Origin of the sequence: Brenneria roseae subsp. roseae, assembly GCF_003115845.1 — a bacterium.
GTDB lineage: Bacteria > Pseudomonadota > Gammaproteobacteria > Enterobacterales > Enterobacteriaceae > Brenneria > Brenneria roseae.
In genome coordinates, this window is sequence record NZ_KZ819026.1 from 1 (window position 1) to 17314 (window position 17314).

Genomic DNA, 17314 nt, shown 5'->3' on the forward strand with positions numbered 1-17314 from the left:
GTAAATACCATGCAGATCATATGCCTTCTGCGGCGGCGGTTAAAGCTTATCTGCGACGTTTATATCCTAAACTTGATAAGAAAGTTTTAGATAAGATGGCAGAAGATGTCGCGGCGATTATCATTCCTGCAGAAATACACCAGAAAATCAGTGAGACTTATGGTAAGCGTAATAGGCCTCAAAATATTGAGCAAGACTTTCATGATTTACGCGGGGCTGTAGATCGTAACTTTGACGCGATAAAACCTAGTCTGAAAGAACATGGTGCGACAGAAGATCAGTTGGAAGCGGCAAGAGAAAAAATGCATAAACTCAATGAAGAACAGGGGTTGTATTGATGACTGTATATGTAGAAGGATTAATCGATAGCTTGGGGAGAACCTATCAGGAGATATTTGATGCAGGTTTGATTCCTTATAAAACAAAGCCGACAGGCTTTGCTGGCGATCCTGATATCAGTTTAGATATGGTTAAGGAAGGGGTTTATCTTTCGTTTAGCCGAAGTGATAGAGTCTTTAATGAAATAACATTAACGTTTGTAGATGATGATAAAAAAAATTGGATATTTCCCAATGAATTGAATTTTCCGTTGAAAACGCATATGTCTCGTGAGTATATTCATGAGTTTTTTGGACTTCCAGTGAAAAGTAGTCCTCCTGAGAAAATATTGAAACATCAGTTTGGTTGGATTGAACTTTATTCTGTAGAAGGAAAATACCTACCTACTAGTATGCAAGTTAATTATACGCGTGATGAGGTGGTTAAGACCATAACCTTCCTACTTACATCTACAGTTAGGTGGTGATTTTTATTAGTTTCGCGTTATTTGGATGGAAATAAAATATGGATGGCATGGTCGATGAGTTTGAATGTGGTTATCCATGCCCGTGCTGTGGTAAGCATGAATTTGAAGTGTTAGGTGAATATGATATTTGCTCTAATTGTGGATGGGAGGATGATCCTTTTCAGTCTAAAAATCCTGATAGAAGTGGAGCAAACAAGATGAGTTTAAATGAAGCTAGAGAAGCTTTTAATATGGTCAAAAATTTAAATGATGTAATAGTAGAGAGAAATGGTGACTGATTCTTTATTCGATATTATTTCTTTAAAAAATGATCTTCAGGCCAGATGCCCGATTCAATCAACGCACTACACGCCAGCGTTCGGAAGCCATGACCACACAAATCGGTTTTGGTGTCGTAGCCCATTTTACGCAGTGCCTTGTTGATGGTGTTTTCACTCATGGGTTTCATTACGTCATAACAACCAGTGTGGATAAAACCCTCATCACAGCTCATATCATAGGTGAGAGCTTTAAGCTTTTCTAAATGCCCAGTGCCTGACGGCACAAGGGAACATTGTGTTTTCTGAGTATCGGTCATTTTCTGTAGGGCAACAATGCGTCTCAGAAGGTTATGCTGGTGTCTAATAAAAGTGGGGGGAGGGTGAACTACACCTTCATGCTAAAAAACGTTCTCTGGTGTCTCTTGTGGAGGGGGAGCCAATAGTCCGATGTTGAGAGAGTAGTGCTCTTGTAAAAGATTAATGAATGCAGGTAGTAAAATCACACCTTGAGCTTTTCTTTGTATGCCTGCTGATAAATTAGCGCAGGAAAAAAACTAGCCTAATGAGAGGGATACTGGATTTCACAAACAAAAAAGTCCGCCGAAGCGAACTTTTTTATGCATTACTTTATGCAGGACAAAACCAATAATGTGTCGTAACTAATCGATTCTATATCAAATATGGCGGTGAGGGAGGGATTCGAACCCTCGATACGTTTTCACGTATACACACTTTCCAGGCGTGCTCCTTCAGCCTCTCGGACACCTCACCGGGGTCATCAGCATGCGGTGCTGGGGACGGCGCTAATGTAGGGAAATTGCGGAACAGCGTCAACAAACTTCTGCTCCTGATTCGTGCGTTTAGCTAAACTTAACGCAATTTGTTGCTTTACTCGCCATTTCGCCCGTCTTTATCGCCCCGTGCGCCACGGCGTCCCACCAAAATAATGTTTCAATTATGTTAAGTTGCGGTTGTTGAGTCGTTCGTTTGCTGTGCGATAACCCTAAAAATGTTATGCTATTAATCAAATGCTGACTCAGGAGAAACCATGTATCCCGTCGATTTACATATGCATACCGTTGCCAGTACTCACGCGTACAGTACGCTGCATGACTATATTGCTGAGGCCAAACAAAAAAATATTCGCCTGTTCGCTATTACCGATCATGGTCCGGATATGGCCGATGCGCCGCACTACTGGCATTTTATGAATATGCGCGTTTGGCCTCGGCTGGTCGATGGTGTGGGCATTCTGCGTGGAATTGAAGCCAATATTAAGAATATCCAGGGCGAAATTGATTGCACCGGACCGATGGTGGATCAGATCGATTTAATTATTGCCGGATTTCATGAACCGGTTTTTCCACCCCAGGATAAAGCGACTCATACCGAAGCGATGATCGCCACCATGGCAAATGGCGATGCGCATATTATCAGTCATCCGGGCAACCCGAAATTCCCGGTTGATATCCGGGCTATCGCAGAAGCCGCGGCTAAATATGATGTCGCGCTGGAACTCAATAACTCTTCTTTTATGCATTCCCGCAAGGGAAGCGAACCGAATTGTCGTGCCATTGCCGAAGCCGTACGTGATGCCGGCGGCGTACTTTCTTTAGGTTCCGATTCCCATATAGCCTTTTCTCTGGGAGACTTTACCCACTGCGAACGTATTTTGCAGGAAGTGAATTTCCCGCAGGAGCGGATTTTAAACGTAAGCCCTCGACGAGTACTGGATTTCCTGGAGAGGAAAGGAAGACCGGCAATTGCCGAACTGGCTGATTTGTGACACCGTCACTTAATAACAGGTTTCTGAATGAACGAATTTTCTATTGTTTGCCGTATATTGGGTTCCTTGTTTTATCGTCAACCACAGGATCCGGTACTGGCGCCGGTGTTTACGCTCATCAAAGAAGGCAAGCTTCAGCAGCATTGGCCGCTGGAACAGGATGCCTTGCTGGAAAGGTTGCAAAAAGGTTTCGACCTTCCCGCCATGGAGGCTGATTATCAGGCTCTGTTTGTCGGTGATGATTGTGCCGTGCCGCCGTGGCGTTCCGCTTATGAAACCGATGAAAAGACGGATGTGCGCACTTTTTTGCAACAGCGTGGCATGCCGCTGAATGCCGGGCCGGTTGATCACTTTGGCGGTCTGTTGTTGGCGACATCCTGGCTGGAGGATCAATCGCAGGATGATGAGACGGCAGCACAGATCGCACTGTTTGATGATTATCTGCTGCCCTGGAGCAATCGTTTTCTGGGTAAGGTTGAAAGTCATGCCGCTACGGCATTCTATCGCTCACTGGCAATCGTCTGCCGAGAAGCACTGGAAGCCATGCGCGATGAATTGGATGAAGACGTTAATGACGCGTCGGATGACGCAGAATAGCGGGTACGGAAAATGGGGCGTTTGCGGAAATCGTACCGTAAACGCCTTTCACCTGACCCTGTTAGTCAGTGAACAGAATAACAATTTGTCCTGGCTTGATTTCGATGCCTTTCGCCATTTTCTTCGCCAGCGCTTCAGTGGTGCTGTTATCCGCATTCAGAATATAGGCGGGTTTTTGATCAAAGTAACTTTTCAGCGATTGATCCAGATAGGGGCTTAACGTCTTCATCACCGCTTGCATTTTTTCAGGCTGAACGGTGTAGTCAACCAGTTCCATCTCTTTCAGATAGATAGCCCCCTGAGCCTTATCGAACACCGGCTGTGCTTTCAGGGTCAGCTTCAGGTCGGCGGTCTGGTTACCCAGCAGAGAGCTGATATCCACGTTAGCATTACCCGATAAGGTAATTTTTCCCGGTTCGGCTCTGCCAATCTGACTGGTCAGATCGGACAGAATAATATTGGCATCCACCACGCCGGGAACGCCCAGCTGTTTTTTATAATCATTGTGTTTTTGCAGGTATTCGTTAACTTCCTGCTCGCTTAGCGTGTATTGCGTCAGTTTGTTGCAAGCGCTTAGCGTAAAAGTGAGCAGCAATGCGGTTGCCGCCAATCCTAACTTCTTCATTATTTTGACCTCAATCAGGCTTCCCGCGAGTGTAATCCGGTAACTCATATGCAATCACAGGGTGCATGCTTACCACATCCATACCAATCAGATAGCACTGAAAACAAAGAATATAGCCTACGGTGAATAGGAACAATCAAGAAAAATGCCGCTTCATGGCGAAGCGGCAAGCCGGCGTCGGTTACTGCGCCAGACTACTCAACAAGGTGACCTGAGTTTGTTTGGCCATATTGTCACGGTAGTCGGCAACGCGAGATGGCGGCGTGACGCCCGCGACAATCGACAGGGAGCGTAACAGCGGGAACAGATGGATATCATCCAGAGACAGTTCGCCGTTGCAGGCATTGGGACGCTCAATGAGCGGGTCCAGATCCGACAGGTCATTGTTCAGCTTTTTAATCAATCCTTTCGAATGGCTGAGGTGTTCAGCAAAGCTGCCTAACTGGGCTTCTTTTTTCTTGGTGAAATACTGACGGGCGGAAGCAGATGCAAACTCCTCGAATGACGCCTGGGCAAAACGGGGAATAATCAGACGCGGAGTATAGTCGGACACCTTGCGCAACCAGGCCGCGATGGCCGGATTGGCCGGGCCGATCAGGAGCGGTTTCCGGTCGTAGTTATCAATGAAATGAACGATATCCAGACTTTCCGGCATATAGCTGCCATCGTCCTTTTGCAGGATGGGCACCATTTTTTGACCAATCAGTCTGGTTGGCGTCTCTTCATCGTCATTCGCTAAGATTTGCAGTTCAACAGGGATATTCTTCAGGCCGAAAATCATACGTGCCTTCACACAGTAGGGACAGTGATCGTAAATATATAACTTCATACTTGTTATCCTCTGGTTCACTGATGCACCCGTTGTCTTGAAATGGCGCGATCGCCCTAATTGCTGGTTCATGCAGAACATCGGATTCGTTCGTGACCGACAGGCTGCCACATCGCGACGCCGGGTATAAGACAATGGCCGCGAGGGCGGCCGGGATATACTCCACAAACAATCAATAACAATTATTTGAATGTATTAGGAAAGTATGGAGCGCTTTACCGGCGAGATCAAATCGCCCGTTAAAGATGGCTCCGGGCGTCTATTGGGCAGGCGCTTAGTGGCCGCCCAGCATCGCGGGTTCAATGCGGCGTTGATTGAACTGCCAATAAAGTGCCGCCAGAGTGAGAAAACCGATGGTGCCCAGCATGAACCAAGGCAGTTCTGGCTGATTGAGCGCATGCCCGGTATCGAACAGCCAGCCACCGCCGCTGTAGCCAATCGCGCCGCCCAGCGCGAGCCCAAGACGACTGAATCCCATATAGCTGCCTCTGGCGCGAGCATCGGCCAATGAGGCGTTCAGCGTTTCACGGGCGGGTTCCGCAATAATGGAGCCGATATAAAACAGGCTGATCAGTATCAGCAAAGATTGCAGGCTGGTTGTCAGGCCGATCGGGAACATGCTGACCGACATGATAAACAGGCCAGCCATCAGGCGTTGTTCCAGGCGAAAACGTTTTTCGCTCCAGCGGGCAATAGGATAAAGCAGCGTCAGTGACAGCGTCGCTTCAATCGCATACATCCATTTTATCGCGGCGGGCGTACCGGCAATTTCATTCACCATAATGGGCAGCATCAACAGCACCTGAACCGCCAGCATGTAATAACCCGTCAGCGTCAGCACATAGGTCAGGAAACGACGATCGCGAATAACGCGTGTCAGGCCCTCCCGTATCGGGGTTTTAACCATCGAGGTACGGTAAGCGGGCAAGAGCCACAGGTTCAGCGCTGCCGCCAGCACGAAGATCACCGCGCCTACCCAGCAGACGATTTCGAAGTCATACCGGAGCAGCCAACTGCCGATAAGCGCGCCGATCACCGCACCCGCACTATCCTGCATCATCAGCAAGGAGTAGAAACGGCCGCGTTCCTGGGGACGAATCAGCTTGACAACCAGCGCTGTCCTTGGTGGATCGAAAAGCGTCCCCCCTAAACCGGAGAGGGCGCAGGAGAGCCACAATAGCCAGGGCTCATCGGCAATCGCCATGAAAACGAAGCCGGAAGCGCGTAACAACATGCCGGTGACAATCATCGGTTTCGCGCCGAAGCGGTCGGCGATGGCGCCGCCGAAAACCCCCAGACCCTGTTGAATAAACTGGCGTAGTCCCAGTGCGATACCGACCAATAATGCCGCCCAGCCAAGCTGATCGACAAATCGGATGGAAATAAGGGGAAAAACCACGAAAAATCCCAGAACCACCAGCATATTATCCAGCAATAAAAAATATTTGCCCAGGCTCCGAGCTTGCGACATCAGAGGCATGTATCACCACAAAAAGAAGAGAGGAAAATAACAGACGTGACTATTTTGTACTCTATTTTCCATTTGGAATAGCCCGTTGATGGATAATATTTTTTTATCGAGTGAACGTTATCTGAGTAGCATTTTTTGCCTAAAAAATAAATTTATTGATTCGATCGAACAATAACTCAGCGAAGTGGATTTTACGCCAGAGAATTTATGCGGTTATAGTAAGCATTATCGGTAATGCGCGGTATTTTCTGCTGTCAGAGAATATTTATTTTTTTTGCCCCGATGAATTTTACTTATCGAACAAACTGAAATCTGGGGGGAGGAATGTTTGGCTACCGTTCTACGCCAGCAAAAGTTCATTTAATAACCGATCGGTTAGTGGTGCGTTTGGCCCATGAGCGCGATGCATGGCGTCTGGCTGAATACTATTCGGAAAATCGTGATTTTCTCAAGCCCTGGGAACCGGTGCGTGACGCCAGCCACTGCTATCCATCCGGCTGGCAGGCACGATTGAGCGTCATTAACGATATGCATAAACAGGGCAGCGCCTACTATTTTTTGCTGCTGGATCCTAATGAAACCGAAGTGCGGGGCGTGGCCAACTTTAGCAACGTGCTGCGCGGTTCCTTTCACGCCTGTTATCTTGGCTACTCGCTAGGGGAGAAATGGCAGGGGCAGGGGCTGATGTATGAGGCTCTGCAACCTGCGTTGCGTTATATGCAACGTCAGCAATACATGCACAGAATTATGGCCAACCATATGCCACATAACCATCGCAGTGGAAATTTACTGGCCAGACTGGGATTCGAACGTGAAGGTTACGCGAAAAACTATCTGCTGATTGATGGAAAATGGCAGGATCACGTTTTGACGGCCTTGACCAACCATGACTGGAAACCACAGCGCTAAGGAATCATGATGAAATATCAGCTAAGTGCCCGCGAGGCCAGAGTGATTGGCTGCATGCTGGAAAAGCAAATCACGACGCCGGAACAGTACCCCATGTCGCTAAATGGCGTTACGACGGCATGCAACCAGAAAACGAACCGTGAACCCGTGATGGAGTTGAACGAGACCGATGTTCAGCAAACGCTGGATTTGCTGGTGAAAAAACACTTTCTGCGTACGCTCAGCGGATTTGGCAATCGGGTTGTGAAATATGAACATCGTTTTTGCAATTCGGAATTTGGCGATCTAAAGTTTTCGCCTGCGGAAGTGGCGCTGGTGGCGACCTTGCTGCTGCGTGGCGCGCAGACGCCGGGTGAACTGCGTACGCGCGCGACCCGGTTGTATGAGTTTGCCGATGTAAGCGAAGTGGAAAAGACATTGGAACACCTGCAACAGCGGGAAGATGGTCCCTTTGTAGCGCGTCTGGCGCGAGAACCGGGCAAGCGGGAAAGTCGTTATATGCATCTTTTCAGCGGTGAGCCAGGTGAAACGTTAGCCGCGGCGGACGAAACGGCGTCTGACGATTTGTCGCTGGCCGAGCGGGTGGAAACGCTGGAAAAAGAGGTCGCAGAACTGAAACGTCAACTTGCCGAACGTTTATCGTAAAAACATTAATCGCCGTTGGAGACGTCATTGCAAACAACCGTTGGCAGACCTCGTTAGAACAGCGAGGTTTTGTTGGGGCGCTGAGTCATTTTATTGATGCCATTGAGCAACAGAAACCCGCGGAAACATCGGGTAAGCAGGCTCAATGCATGATTGATGAATTGTTGGGAAAAAGCTGAAAATATCGGCGGTCATAACAATGTCCGGTAGCTATTAAGCGTACAATGCGTAGACTAGGCGCACCTCGCAATCAGATGACCCCGAACGGTCATAATAGTCCCCGGACATTTCAGAATATAATCGGATGAATCTACTTAAATCACTGGCAGCCGTCAGTTCTATGACCATGCTTTCCCGCGTCCTGGGCTTTGTCCGCGACGCGATAGTGGCGCGAGTTTTTGGCGCCGGCATGGCGACGGATGCGTTCTTTGTGGCATTTAAACTGCCTAATCTGTTACGGCGTATTTTTGCTGAAGGGGCGTTCTCTCAGGCGTTTGTGCCGATTCTTGCTGAATATAAAAGTCAACAGGGCGATGAAGCGACTCGCACATTCCTGGCCTATGTTTCTGGCATGCTGACATTGATTCTGGCGCTGGTGACGATCGGCGGAATGGTGGCCGCGCCGTGGGTCATCATGGTGACCGCCCCCGGTTTCGCCGCCACGCCGGACCGATTTGAACTGACTTCTGCGTTGCTGCGGGTGACGTTTCCCTACATCTTGCTGATCTCTCTGACATCAATGGTGGGATCGGTGCTGAACACCTGGAACCGTTTCTCCGTTCCGGCGTTCGCTCCCACGCTGCTGAACGTCAGCATGATTGGGTTTGCTCTGTTTGCGGCGCCGTATTTCAATCCCCCGGTGATGTCTCTGGCCTGGGCGGTCCTGGTGGGGGGATTGCTTCAGTTAGGCTATCAACTGCCGCACCTGAAGAAGATCGGAATGCTGGTCTTGCCGCGTATCAAGTGGCGCGACCCCAGCGTTTGGCGGGTGATGAAACTGATGGGCCCCGCGATTCTCGGCGTGTCTGTCAGCCAGATCTCGCTGATCATCAATACTATTTTCGCCTCGTTTCTCAGTGAAGGCGCCGTGTCATGGATGTATTACGCCGATCGTCTGATGGAGTTTCCTTCCGGCGTATTGGGCGTGGCGCTGGGAACGATTCTTCTGCCTTCGTTGGCAAAAAGTTTTGCCAGCGGCAACCATGATGAATATTCCCGTCTGATGGATTGGGGACTGCGTCTGTGTTTCGTGCTGGCCTTGCCGAGTGCGGTCGCGCTGGGGATTTTGGCGCAGCCGCTGACCGTATCGCTGTTCCAGTATGGAAAATTCAGCGCTTTTGATGCCGCCATGACGCAACGTGCGTTGATTGCCTATTCTGTGGGTCTGATGGGATTAATCGTCGTCAAGGTGCTGGTGCCTGGCTTCTATTCCCGGCAGGATATCAAGACACCGGTAAAAATTGCGATAGTCACGCTGATTCTGACGCAGATCATGAACCTGATTTTCATTGGACCGTTGCAGCACGCGGGGTTGGCGCTCTCTATCGGGTTGGCGTCCTGTATCAATGCGGGGTTGCTGTTCTGGCAACTGCGCAAGCAGGATATTTTCCATCCGCAGCCCGGCTGGACGAGCTTCCTGCTAAAACTGTTGGTGGCCGTCGCCATTATGGCTCTGGTGCTGATTGGGCTGCTATGGTGGATGCCGGCCTGGGATGTCGGCAACATGACATACCGCATTATCCGTTTGATGCTGGTGGTGGTGGCGGGGGCGGGAGCTTACTTTGCTGCATTGGCCCTGTTAGGGTTCCGGCCGCGGGATTTCTCCCGCCGCATGACTGCCTGAAACCTATGCAAAACGCCATTGGGATCCCAATGGCGTTGGCGTTTAATACCGGGCCGTTTGAAAATTACATCTTTTCGACGGTGCCAATACCCAGCGTATCCAGACCTTGCTTCAGCGTTTTTGCCGTCAGCAATGCCAGTTTCAGACGGCTCTGGCGAACTGCCTCACTTTCCGCATTCAGGATCGGACAATGCTCGTAGAAGCCGGAGAATAAACCCGCCAGATCGTAAAGGTATGCACACATCACGTGCGGTGTACCGTCACGGGCCACGGTGGTGATCGTTTCTTCAAATTGCAATAAGCGCGTGGCAAGCGCCAGTTCGCGATCTTCAGTCAGTTGAACTGGCTGAGTCAGCATCGCTTCCTGTACGCCCGCGCGTTTGAAGATCGATGCTACGCGGGTATACGCATACTGCATATACGGTGCGGTATTGCCTTCAAACGCCAGCATGTTGTCCCAGTCGAACACGTAATCGGTAGTTCGGCTTTTTGACAGATCGGCATATTTTATTGCGCCAATGGAAACCACTTGGGCCAAGGTACCCAGCTCATCCGCGGACATCTCAGGGTTTTTGGATTCGATAAGCTTATAGGCGCGTTCATAGGCCTCATCCAGCAAATCGGAGAGCTTGATCGTGCCGCCCGCGCGAGTTTTAAACGGTTTGCCGTCTTTACCCAGCATCATGCCGAACATGTGATGTTCCAGGCTGACAGCGTCGGGAACGTAACCTGCTTTACGGACAATAGTCCAGGCCTGCATCAGATGCTGGTGCTGACGGGAGTCGATGTAGTAAAGCACGCGATCGGCATTCAGCGTTTCATAACGGTATTTCGCACAGGCGATATCCGTGGTGGTATAGAGGTAGCCGCCATCTTTTTTCTGGATGATGACGCCCATTGGTTCGCCTTCCTTGTTTTTGAACTCATCAAGGAAAACCACCGTCGCACCTTCACTTTCGACCGCCAGACCTTTCGCCTTAAGATCGGCCACAATACCCGGCAGCATGCTGTTGTACAGGCTTTCACCCATAACATCATTTTTGGTCAACGTGACGTTGAGACGCTCATAGTTAATCTGGTTCTGCGTCATCGTGATGTCGACGAGCTTACGCCACATCTGACGGCAATACTCATCGCCACCCTGAAGTTTTACCACGTAGCCACGAGCGCGTTCGGCAAATTCGGGATCTTCGTCGTAGTGTTTTTTCGCTTCACGATAGAATGCTTCAAGATCGGACAGATCCATCTCGCTGGCGCTTTCGTTCTGTACTTTTTCGAGATAGGCGATCAGCATGCCGAACTGTGTGCCCCAGTCGCCGACGTGGTTGGCGCGGATGACGTTATGACCGAGGAACTCCAGCGTGCGGACCGCAGCATCACCAATGATGGTAGAACGCAGATGGCCTACGTGCATTTCTTTGGCCACGTTAGGGGCGGAGTAATCGATAACGATGGTTTGTGGCTCAACAGGTGCTACGCCCAGTTTGGGCGCGTTCAGTGCTTTCTCTACCTGATTGGCAACCCATTGTTTATCAAGAAAAATATTGATAAATCCCGGACCTGCGATTTCTGTTTTCGCCGCAATGCCATCCAGCGCTAAATGTTGGAGTACCTTTTCTGCCAGTTGGCGTGGAGGCATGCCAAGATTCTTTGCGGCGGCCATAACACCGTTCGCTTGATAATCGCCAAACTGTACTTTTGCCGACTGACGAACCTGCGCTTCGCTGTTGATTGGCGCACCCGCTGCGGACAAGGCCTGACTGACTTTTTCGGAGAGAAGAGCCTGAATATTCACCGGTTTACCTTAAATAAAAAATCAAGCCCTGCTTATACCATATTTGCCCTACTGAGTCAGCAAACGGGCGTGTTGGCGGCGGAAAATGGCATACTCACTCACATGGCGTGAAAGCAGGATGGCACAGAAATAAAAGGGGATTAATTACGTTTGTTAGGTTCGGCAGGACAATTATTGATTTAACGCTTTCTGGGACGGTGGTTTCCGCCGATTTTAAGTTCATTTCTGGTTTTAAAATGACGAAAAATCGCATATGCCGCGATAATAACGAGCAAAATTGAAATAATTAATAATATCATATTGCTGACTCTCATTGTATATTTACTGAGCAGGGTATACTGTTTTTTTTCATCATACAATGGAACTGCTTTTATTTAAGATAACTCCCAGAAAAAATTGCGATAGATCTCTCAGCGATTAGATGTCAATAAGCGATTTTGTTTATTAAGTAAGCTAATTGTTTTTTCATCTTCTTGTATTTAAAAGTTTTATTTTTCTAAAATAAATAGGGTCGGGACAGGCATCAAACTATAATTTCATCAGAAAATTTCATGAGTTCGGATGTTATTCCCGTATAAATGCAGTCATCAATCAGTTAGGAGTTTTCTTATATGCTGTCTGAAGCATTAAGCCAGGATTTGGTTCGTTTTGAGCAGGCGCTAACGGCGTTGGCAGCGGATCTTCAACTCGATTTGACGCCATTTCACGCCGATCATATCTCTCTGCGCTGTCATCAGAATAGTACGGCCGAGCGCTGGAAAGCCGAGCTGTTGGATAAAGGGAGACTGCTTTCCGAGAATATGATTAATGGCCGAAATATCTGTCTTTTTATATTAGATTCGGTAATCAAAATCGGGCCATGGGAAATTGATTGCATTGAATTACCCTGGCCGGGCAAAAAATATTACCCACATGAAGGGTGGGAACATATAGAACTGGTGCTACCGGGCGATGTGAAAACATTGCATCAAAGAGCACTGGCTTGTTTATCGGATGAAGCATTACGCGCGCCGGGGATAAAACTTAAATTCAGTTCTCCGCAAGGGGAAAAAGAGCGCCTTTCCAATCCAACACTGGCGGTGACCAATGGAAAAGTTACCATCAAGTTTCATCCTTATGATATTCGCGATATTGTCGCCAGTGAGAATGGCGAATAAATGTTGTAGGTCGTGCGCCGTGACGACATCATCCGTCACTGACTGGCGGCTGCGATGAACACATTAATGAAATTGTGGTTTATATCATGTTTATTCCGCAGAGGCATCGCATTCATTGTGACACCTGTCTCCTCACGATATGAACCTGAATGCCATAGTTAGTCATTCCTTTAATGAAGGAAATATATTGGGTGTTCATTGGTTTGAAATGGAGGTGGTTATGCCAAAACTGGAAGTATGCTGCTACAGCGTCGAGTGTGCGGTAACGGCAGCGCAGTCAGGCGCGGATCGCATAGAACTTTGCGCCGGACAACGAGAGGGAGGTTTAACGCCCGGATACGGCGTACTGCGCCTTGCCCGCGACAAAGTAACGATTCCCGTTCATCCGATTGTGCGTCCCCGCGGCGGTGATTTCTGTTATAGCGAAACAGAATTCGAAACGATCAAATATGAGGTTGAACAGATCAAGGACATGGGGTTCCCAGGGTTGGTTGTGGGGGTGTTGGATTCCGAAGGACACATTGACTTGCCGCGGATGCAGAAAATTATGGCGCTGGCACAGGGCATGGCGGTGACATTTCATCGAGCTTTCGATATGTGCCTGAACCCTCGTCTGGCGTTAGAACAACTGACGGATCTGGGTGTGTCTCGCATCCTGACGTCAGGGCAGCAGCAGACGGCAGAAAATGGATTGGTGTTATTACGTGAACTAACCCGGGCTAGCCGTGGTCCAATTATTATGGCCGGTTCCGGCGTACGGCTGACCAACCTCCATAAGTTCCAGCAAAATGGCATTCAGGAATTGCACAGCTCAGCCGGTCAGTGGACGTCATCCGTGATGCGCTATCGAAAAATCGGTGTTTCCATGTGTGGAGATAATACCGATATGGATGAGTTCAGTCAGTACAGCGTGGACGGTGATGTGGTCGCTGCGATGAAGCGGGCGCTGAGCCCGGATCGTGAAACTTCATCCGTTTCGTGATTATTAGCTTCTATCATGCGCAAGTTACGGAAATGCCTGACTCGCCACGGGTTGTTTAACCGCCGGTGCTGAGGTTTTCCGGTAAAACCTCAGGCTTATTAATTCTGTCCTCTTTGCCGCGCAGCATGCCATCAGGTTTGCTTGCGAGTACCAGGCCCCGGCGTGTTGCCGGGGCTTTTTTTATGGCGGGCCGCCGTAGGCGACGTTGAAAATTGCTCCTGGAAATTTTTTTCCTGCGGGACGATTAGGGTTTGCGGGCAACCAGAACCGCGCGCAGCGGTGCCGGGTAGCCTTCCACCGTTTTACGCTGGTCGTTGGGATCAAGAAAGTCCGCCAGCGACTCGGTGATCATCCAATCGGTCCGGCGTTGTTCCTGTGTGGTTGTCGTGCAGACATCGACGACGCGGATATCAGTAAAACCACATTTTTCCAGCCATGTCGTCAATGCGGCGGCGGAAGGAATGAAATATACGTTACGCATCTGTGCGTAACGTTCGCCTGGTACCAGAATCTGATGTTCGTCGCCTTCAACCACCAGCGTTTCCAGCACCAGTTCACCCCCCGATACCAGCTGATTTTTCAACTGCCACAGATGATCAAGCGGTGAGCGGCGGTGATAGAGCACCCCCATAGAGAACACGGTATCAAATGCTGCCAGCTCAGGTAATTGTTCAATACCAAGTGGTAAAACGTGAGCGCGCTGATCGCCGCCAAGCAGTTTACGAACCGCTTCGAACTGGCACAAAAACAGCTGCATGGGATCGATACCGATCGCCATATGCGCGCCTGCCCCCACCATGCGCCACAGGTGATAACCGCTGCCGCAGCCAACATCAAGAATCAGACGATCTTTTAGCGGGCTGATGTGTGGCAGTACGCGTTCCCATTTCCAGTCAGAACGCCACTCGGTGTCGATATTTACGCCATAAAGGGAAAACGGACCTTTGCGCCAGGGCATCAGATTGCGTAACAGCATTTCAATGCCTTCACGCTGCCCGCTGGAGAGTTCTGGTTCCATACGCGCGGTGACGCTGTGGGTGAGATCCCGCGAGGTCGGTGTGAGCTCGGGAAGATGCTCAAGCGTGTTAAACCATAACTTGAATTTCCCATGCAGCGACGCCTGCTGCCAGTGGCTCAACTGCGGCGGCAGCGTATTCAGCCAGTGGCTCAAAGGACCTTTGGCGATTTGTTGATAAAAATTGCCGAAATCGATCATGCCTGCTTCCCTGTTTTAACCGCCAGTAAGGAACCGAAATTAAAGCATTGGAACCAGACTTCCCGATGTTCGAAACCCGCCAGCTTCAAACGGTCTTTATGCGTGTCTACCGAATCCGTCAGCATTACATTTTCCAGCATGCTGCGTTTCTGACTGATTTCTAATTCGCTGTAGCCGTTGGCCCGTTTGAAATCAAGGTGCATGTTGAACAGTAATTCGCCAACGTCGGCATCAGAAAAACTGAATTTTTCCGACAGCACTAAAACGCCGCCGGAATTGAGTCCCTGATAGATGCGGTTCAACAGCAATTGCCGATTGGCGGGCTCCAGAAACTGCAAGGTAAAGTTCAGCACCACCATTGACGCATTTTCTATTTCAATATCCAGAATATCGGACTCAATAATGTCCACCGGGGTATCGGAGCGGAAGGCGTCAATATGGCTGCGGCAACGTTTGATCATGGCCGGCGAGTTATCGACCGCGATAATTTTGCAGCCCGGCACGCGAATATTGCGTCTCATAGACAAGGTGGCGGCACCCAAAGAGCAACCCAGATCGTAAATCTGACTTTCGGGCTGGACAAAGCGTTCGGCAAGCATGCCAATCATTGAAATAATGTTGGAATAGCCAGGAACAGAACGCTGGATCATGTCGGGAAAGACTTCGGCAACACGTTCGTCGAAGGTCCAGTCGCCCAGATTAGCAATAGGGGCGGAAAAAAGCATATCGCGGTTTGGCATGACGGAAACAGGACTGAAATAAATAATTGAAGGGCGGTATTCTAGCAGAATGCGGCAATAAAGCATGCGCTGTTGTCGCGAGAAAGCGATGCCTGATAGAGGTATGGCGGACAATCCTGTCCGTATCCGGGGAGGGGGAGCAACGCACCTGCAACTTGAGAGATGCCGGAGATAAGGCAATTACCATTCGATGGTAATTGCACACAGAGAAGCGGATGAGGGGGAGAGGCTTCATCCGTAGAGCTGAGTTACCTGATGGCTAATCACCGATCAGTACAAGGTAAACACGAGTTCCCAGGGCAAATAATAGAGATTGATCAGCGCCATCAACACCAGTGAGACGTATGTGCCCGCCATGCCAACCCGCCGCCAGCGAAATTCACGATGATGCAGGCCGTAATAGTGAAATAACCGCCCAACAATCAGTAAGAGCCCACAGACGTGAACCATCGCAACGATGGCGCCATTCATTTCCATCAGCAGCAACAGGATGGCTCCGATGGGAATGTATTCCACGGCATTACCATGAATACGAATAGCCGTTTGGAGCTCATAAAACCCGCCATCGCCGTAGGCCACACGGTACTGCATTCTGAGTTTCACGACATCGAGAGACAGCTTTATCAACAACAATGCGCCAAGCACTATGTAGAGCGCGCTTACCATTTTTAACTCCATAACCTAACCGAAAACGGCTTGCAGAATAATAGCTTCCTCTAACAGAACTGTCGCCTGCCAAGTCAATTATTTTTATCTGAAATATACGCCAATGTTGTCCCGTGTATAACAAGCGCGGCTGTGGGAGACAGATCAATCAAAGAACGTGGTTAAAAGAGCGATTCCTGCTGTGGCCAGTCCGGCATCGGGGGTAGAGAAGGCAACACGTCAGCCAGCAAGGGCCAGAGTTGCTGGGCCAGCGGGGGCGCGTCACCGATATCCGGAGTATGAATAAATAAAAATGGTTGTGCAGATTGCCACTGCGGCAGCTTATTCAGCCAGGACTGAAACCACTGTCGATTCTCCTGTGCATTTTCACTGCCAATAAAACGAATGATCGGTTGCGTCGCGGTTAAGACGGCATGTACGGGCAGACGCGGTTTTTTACGCTGAGCCTCCCGCATGGCCACACTGTCAGGAACCGCATGGTGGACGGGGCGGCTATCAAGAATGACGCGGTTGACGCCGCGCTGTTGCAATCCCTGATTCAGGCGGCGTTCTTCATCCCCTTTGGCGAAAAACAGCGGATGCCTGACTTCCACGCCATAGCAGAAGGTCTGTGGCAATGCATCGAGAAACCGCCATAGCGCGGGGAGTTGCGCCGGGCTGAACGCCGCAGGCAGTTGGACCCAGAGCTGCCCGATGCGATCGGCCAATGGTTCCAGGCACTGATAAAAACTCAGCACCTCGTTTTCACAATGCTGTAAAGCCGCCTGATGGCTGATGGTCGACGGAAATTTAAAGCAGAACCGGAAGTCATCATGCGTCATATCACGCCAGCGCATCACGACATCGCGGGAAGGCAGGGCATAGAAAGTGGTATTTCCTTCAACACAGTTAAAATAGCGTGAATAATCAGCCAGATCGTGTAGCCCTAAGCGGCCCCAGGCTGCATGTTGCCACTGTGGTAAACCAACATATAACATAGTCCCTGGTC

The 17314-nt window shown here is 49.7% G+C and carries 17 protein-coding genes, 1 tRNA gene and 3 pseudogenes; 11 read left to right on the plus strand and 10 right to left on the minus strand.

Going from position 1 to position 17314, the window contains the following annotated elements; genetic code table 11:
• The 3 genes and pseudogenes from DDT52_RS07770 to DDT52_RS07780 all read left to right on the plus strand — a co-directional run.
• Positions 1–338: pseudogene (locus tag DDT52_RS07770) on the plus strand (S-type pyocin domain-containing protein); the annotation flags it as partial.
• Positions 338–805, plus strand: coding sequence for a DUF6392 family protein (locus DDT52_RS07775; protein ID WP_136155846.1), 468 nt, complete (start codon positions 338–340; stop codon positions 803–805). The pseudogene DDT52_RS07770 and the gene DDT52_RS07775, both read left to right, overlap by 1 nt.
• Positions 806–843: 38 nt before the next feature.
• Positions 844–1083, plus strand: a complete 240-nt coding sequence (locus DDT52_RS07780) for a CPCC family cysteine-rich protein (RefSeq protein ID WP_247595501.1) — start codon at positions 844–846, stop codon at positions 1081–1083.
• 32 nt (positions 1084–1115) lie between these two features.
• Here DDT52_RS07780 and DDT52_RS07785 read toward each other — a convergent pair.
• Positions 1116–1369, minus strand: a pseudogene (locus DDT52_RS07785) (tyrosine-type recombinase/integrase); the annotation flags it as partial.
• A gap of 377 nt (positions 1370–1746) precedes the next feature.
• Positions 1747–1836: transfer RNA gene (locus DDT52_RS07790), tRNA-Ser, on the minus strand.
• Between the two features lie 277 nt (positions 1837–2113).
• Between DDT52_RS07790 and DDT52_RS07795 the strand changes: the two genes are divergently transcribed.
• Together DDT52_RS07795 and DDT52_RS07800 are read left to right on the plus strand one after the other, a co-directional pair.
• Positions 2114–2851: a phosphatase gene (locus tag DDT52_RS07795; RefSeq protein WP_136155847.1), complete on the plus strand. Its 738-nt coding sequence runs from the start codon at positions 2114–2116 to the stop codon at positions 2849–2851.
• 27 nt (positions 2852–2878) lie between these two features.
• Positions 2879–3448 carry a TorD/DmsD family molecular chaperone gene (locus tag DDT52_RS07800; RefSeq protein WP_136155848.1) on the plus strand — a complete coding sequence of 190 codons (570 nt, stop codon included), beginning with the start codon at positions 2879–2881 and terminating at the stop codon, positions 3446–3448.
• 61 nt (positions 3449–3509) lie between these two features.
• Here DDT52_RS07800 and DDT52_RS07805 read toward each other — a convergent pair whose 3' ends face one another.
• From DDT52_RS07805 to mdtH, 3 genes are all read right to left on the minus strand, one after another.
• A complete protein-coding gene (locus DDT52_RS07805; RefSeq protein WP_136155849.1) occupies positions 3510–4073 on the minus strand; it encodes a lipoprotein in 564 nt (187 codons plus the stop codon).
• Between the two features lie 181 nt (positions 4074–4254).
• Positions 4255–4902, minus strand: a complete 648-nt coding sequence (gene grxB / locus DDT52_RS07810) for a glutaredoxin 2 (RefSeq protein WP_136155850.1) — start codon at positions 4900–4902, stop codon at positions 4255–4257.
• 274 nt (positions 4903–5176) lie between these two features.
• Positions 5177–6382, minus strand: coding sequence for a multidrug efflux MFS transporter MdtH (gene mdtH / locus DDT52_RS07815; RefSeq protein WP_136155851.1), 1206 nt, complete (start codon positions 6380–6382; stop codon positions 5177–5179).
• Positions 6383–6697: 315 nt separating this feature from the next.
• Here mdtH and rimJ point away from each other — a divergent pair, with 315 nt between their 5' ends.
• The 4 genes and pseudogenes from rimJ to murJ all read left to right on the plus strand — a co-directional run bounded on the left by rimJ (position 6698) and on the right by murJ (position 9770).
• A complete protein-coding gene (rimJ, locus tag DDT52_RS07820; RefSeq protein WP_109054899.1) occupies positions 6698–7282 on the plus strand; it encodes a ribosomal protein S5-alanine N-acetyltransferase in 585 nt (194 codons plus the stop codon).
• Between the two features lie 9 nt (positions 7283–7291).
• A complete protein-coding gene (locus DDT52_RS07825; protein ID WP_136155852.1) occupies positions 7292–7927 on the plus strand; it encodes a YceH family protein in 636 nt (211 codons plus the stop codon).
• Between the two features lie 41 nt (positions 7928–7968).
• Positions 7969–8106, plus strand: a pseudogene (locus tag DDT52_RS21475) (gfo/Idh/MocA family oxidoreductase); the annotation flags it as partial.
• 125 nt (positions 8107–8231) lie between these two features.
• Positions 8232–9770: a murein biosynthesis integral membrane protein MurJ gene (gene murJ, locus DDT52_RS07835; RefSeq protein ID WP_136155853.1), complete on the plus strand. Its 1539-nt coding sequence runs from the start codon at positions 8232–8234 to the stop codon at positions 9768–9770.
• A gap of 64 nt (positions 9771–9834) precedes the next feature.
• On the opposite strand, the gene argS is transcribed toward murJ, so the two are convergent.
• Positions 9835–11565 carry an arginine--tRNA ligase gene (gene argS / locus DDT52_RS07840; RefSeq protein WP_136155854.1) on the minus strand — a complete coding sequence of 577 codons (1731 nt, stop codon included), beginning with the start codon at positions 11563–11565 and terminating at the stop codon, positions 9835–9837.
• Positions 11566–12176: 611 nt separating this feature from the next.
• Here argS and DDT52_RS07850 point away from each other — a divergent pair.
• Together DDT52_RS07850 and cutC are read left to right on the plus strand one after the other, a co-directional pair.
• Complete coding sequence (locus DDT52_RS07850) at positions 12177–12722, plus strand: VOC family protein (protein WP_109054904.1); 546 nt, start codon at positions 12177–12179, stop codon at positions 12720–12722.
• Positions 12723–12942: 220 nt separating this feature from the next.
• Positions 12943–13704 carry a copper homeostasis protein CutC gene (gene cutC / locus DDT52_RS07855; RefSeq protein ID WP_136155856.1) on the plus strand — a complete coding sequence of 254 codons (762 nt, stop codon included), beginning with the start codon at positions 12943–12945 and terminating at the stop codon, positions 13702–13704.
• A 244-nt stretch (positions 13705–13948) separates the two neighbouring features.
• On the opposite strand, the gene cmoB is transcribed toward cutC, so the two are convergent.
• The 4 genes from cmoB to DDT52_RS07875 form a co-directional block, all read right to left on the minus strand.
• Entirely contained in the window at positions 13949–14920 is a 972-nt protein-coding gene (cmoB, locus tag DDT52_RS07860; RefSeq protein ID WP_136155857.1) for a tRNA 5-methoxyuridine(34)/uridine 5-oxyacetic acid(34) synthase CmoB, read from the minus strand.
• Positions 14917–15660: a carboxy-S-adenosyl-L-methionine synthase CmoA gene (gene cmoA, locus DDT52_RS07865; RefSeq protein WP_136155858.1), complete on the minus strand. Its 744-nt coding sequence runs from the start codon at positions 15658–15660 to the stop codon at positions 14917–14919. The genes cmoB and cmoA overlap by 4 nt, the downstream gene beginning before the upstream one ends.
• A 270-nt stretch (positions 15661–15930) precedes the next feature.
• Entirely contained in the window at positions 15931–16326 is a 396-nt protein-coding gene (locus DDT52_RS07870) for an MAPEG family protein (protein ID WP_136155859.1), read from the minus strand.
• A 161-nt stretch (positions 16327–16487) separates the two neighbouring features.
• Complete coding sequence (locus DDT52_RS07875; protein ID WP_136155860.1) at positions 16488–17303, minus strand: DUF72 domain-containing protein; 816 nt, start codon at positions 17301–17303, stop codon at positions 16488–16490.
• Between the last annotated feature and the right edge of the window lie 11 nt (positions 17304–17314).

Coding starts and splice junctions, on each gene's coding strand:
- DDT52_RS07775 (WP_136155846.1), top strand. CDS start 338: ATGACTGTATATGTAGAAGGATTAATCGATAGCTTGGGGAGAACCTAT.
- DDT52_RS07780 (WP_247595501.1), top strand. CDS start 844: ATGGATGGCATGGTCGATGAGTTTGAATGTGGTTATCCATGCCCGTGC.
- DDT52_RS07795 (WP_136155847.1), top strand. CDS start 2,114: ATGTATCCCGTCGATTTACATATGCATACCGTTGCCAGTACTCACGCG.
- DDT52_RS07800 (WP_136155848.1), top strand. CDS start 2,879: ATGAACGAATTTTCTATTGTTTGCCGTATATTGGGTTCCTTGTTTTAT.
- DDT52_RS07805 (WP_136155849.1), bottom strand. CDS start 4,073: ATGAAGAAGTTAGGATTGGCGGCAACCGCATTGCTGCTCACTTTTACG.
- grxB (WP_136155850.1), bottom strand. CDS start 4,902: ATGAAGTTATATATTTACGATCACTGTCCCTACTGTGTGAAGGCACGT.
- mdtH (WP_136155851.1), bottom strand. CDS start 6,382: ATGCCTCTGATGTCGCAAGCTCGGAGCCTGGGCAAATATTTTTTATTG.
- rimJ (WP_109054899.1), top strand. CDS start 6,698: ATGTTTGGCTACCGTTCTACGCCAGCAAAAGTTCATTTAATAACCGAT.
- DDT52_RS07825 (WP_136155852.1), top strand. CDS start 7,292: ATGAAATATCAGCTAAGTGCCCGCGAGGCCAGAGTGATTGGCTGCATG.
- murJ (WP_136155853.1), top strand. CDS start 8,232: ATGAATCTACTTAAATCACTGGCAGCCGTCAGTTCTATGACCATGCTT.
- DDT52_RS07850 (WP_109054904.1), top strand. CDS start 12,177: ATGCTGTCTGAAGCATTAAGCCAGGATTTGGTTCGTTTTGAGCAGGCG.
- cutC (WP_136155856.1), top strand. CDS start 12,943: ATGCCAAAACTGGAAGTATGCTGCTACAGCGTCGAGTGTGCGGTAACG.
- cmoB (WP_136155857.1), bottom strand. CDS start 14,920: ATGATCGATTTCGGCAATTTTTATCAACAAATCGCCAAAGGTCCTTTG.
- cmoA (WP_136155858.1), bottom strand. CDS start 15,660: ATGCCAAACCGCGATATGCTTTTTTCCGCCCCTATTGCTAATCTGGGC.
- DDT52_RS07870 (WP_136155859.1), bottom strand. CDS start 16,326: ATGGTAAGCGCGCTCTACATAGTGCTTGGCGCATTGTTGTTGATAAAG.
- DDT52_RS07875 (WP_136155860.1), bottom strand. CDS start 17,303: ATGTTATATGTTGGTTTACCACAGTGGCAACATGCAGCCTGGGGCCGC.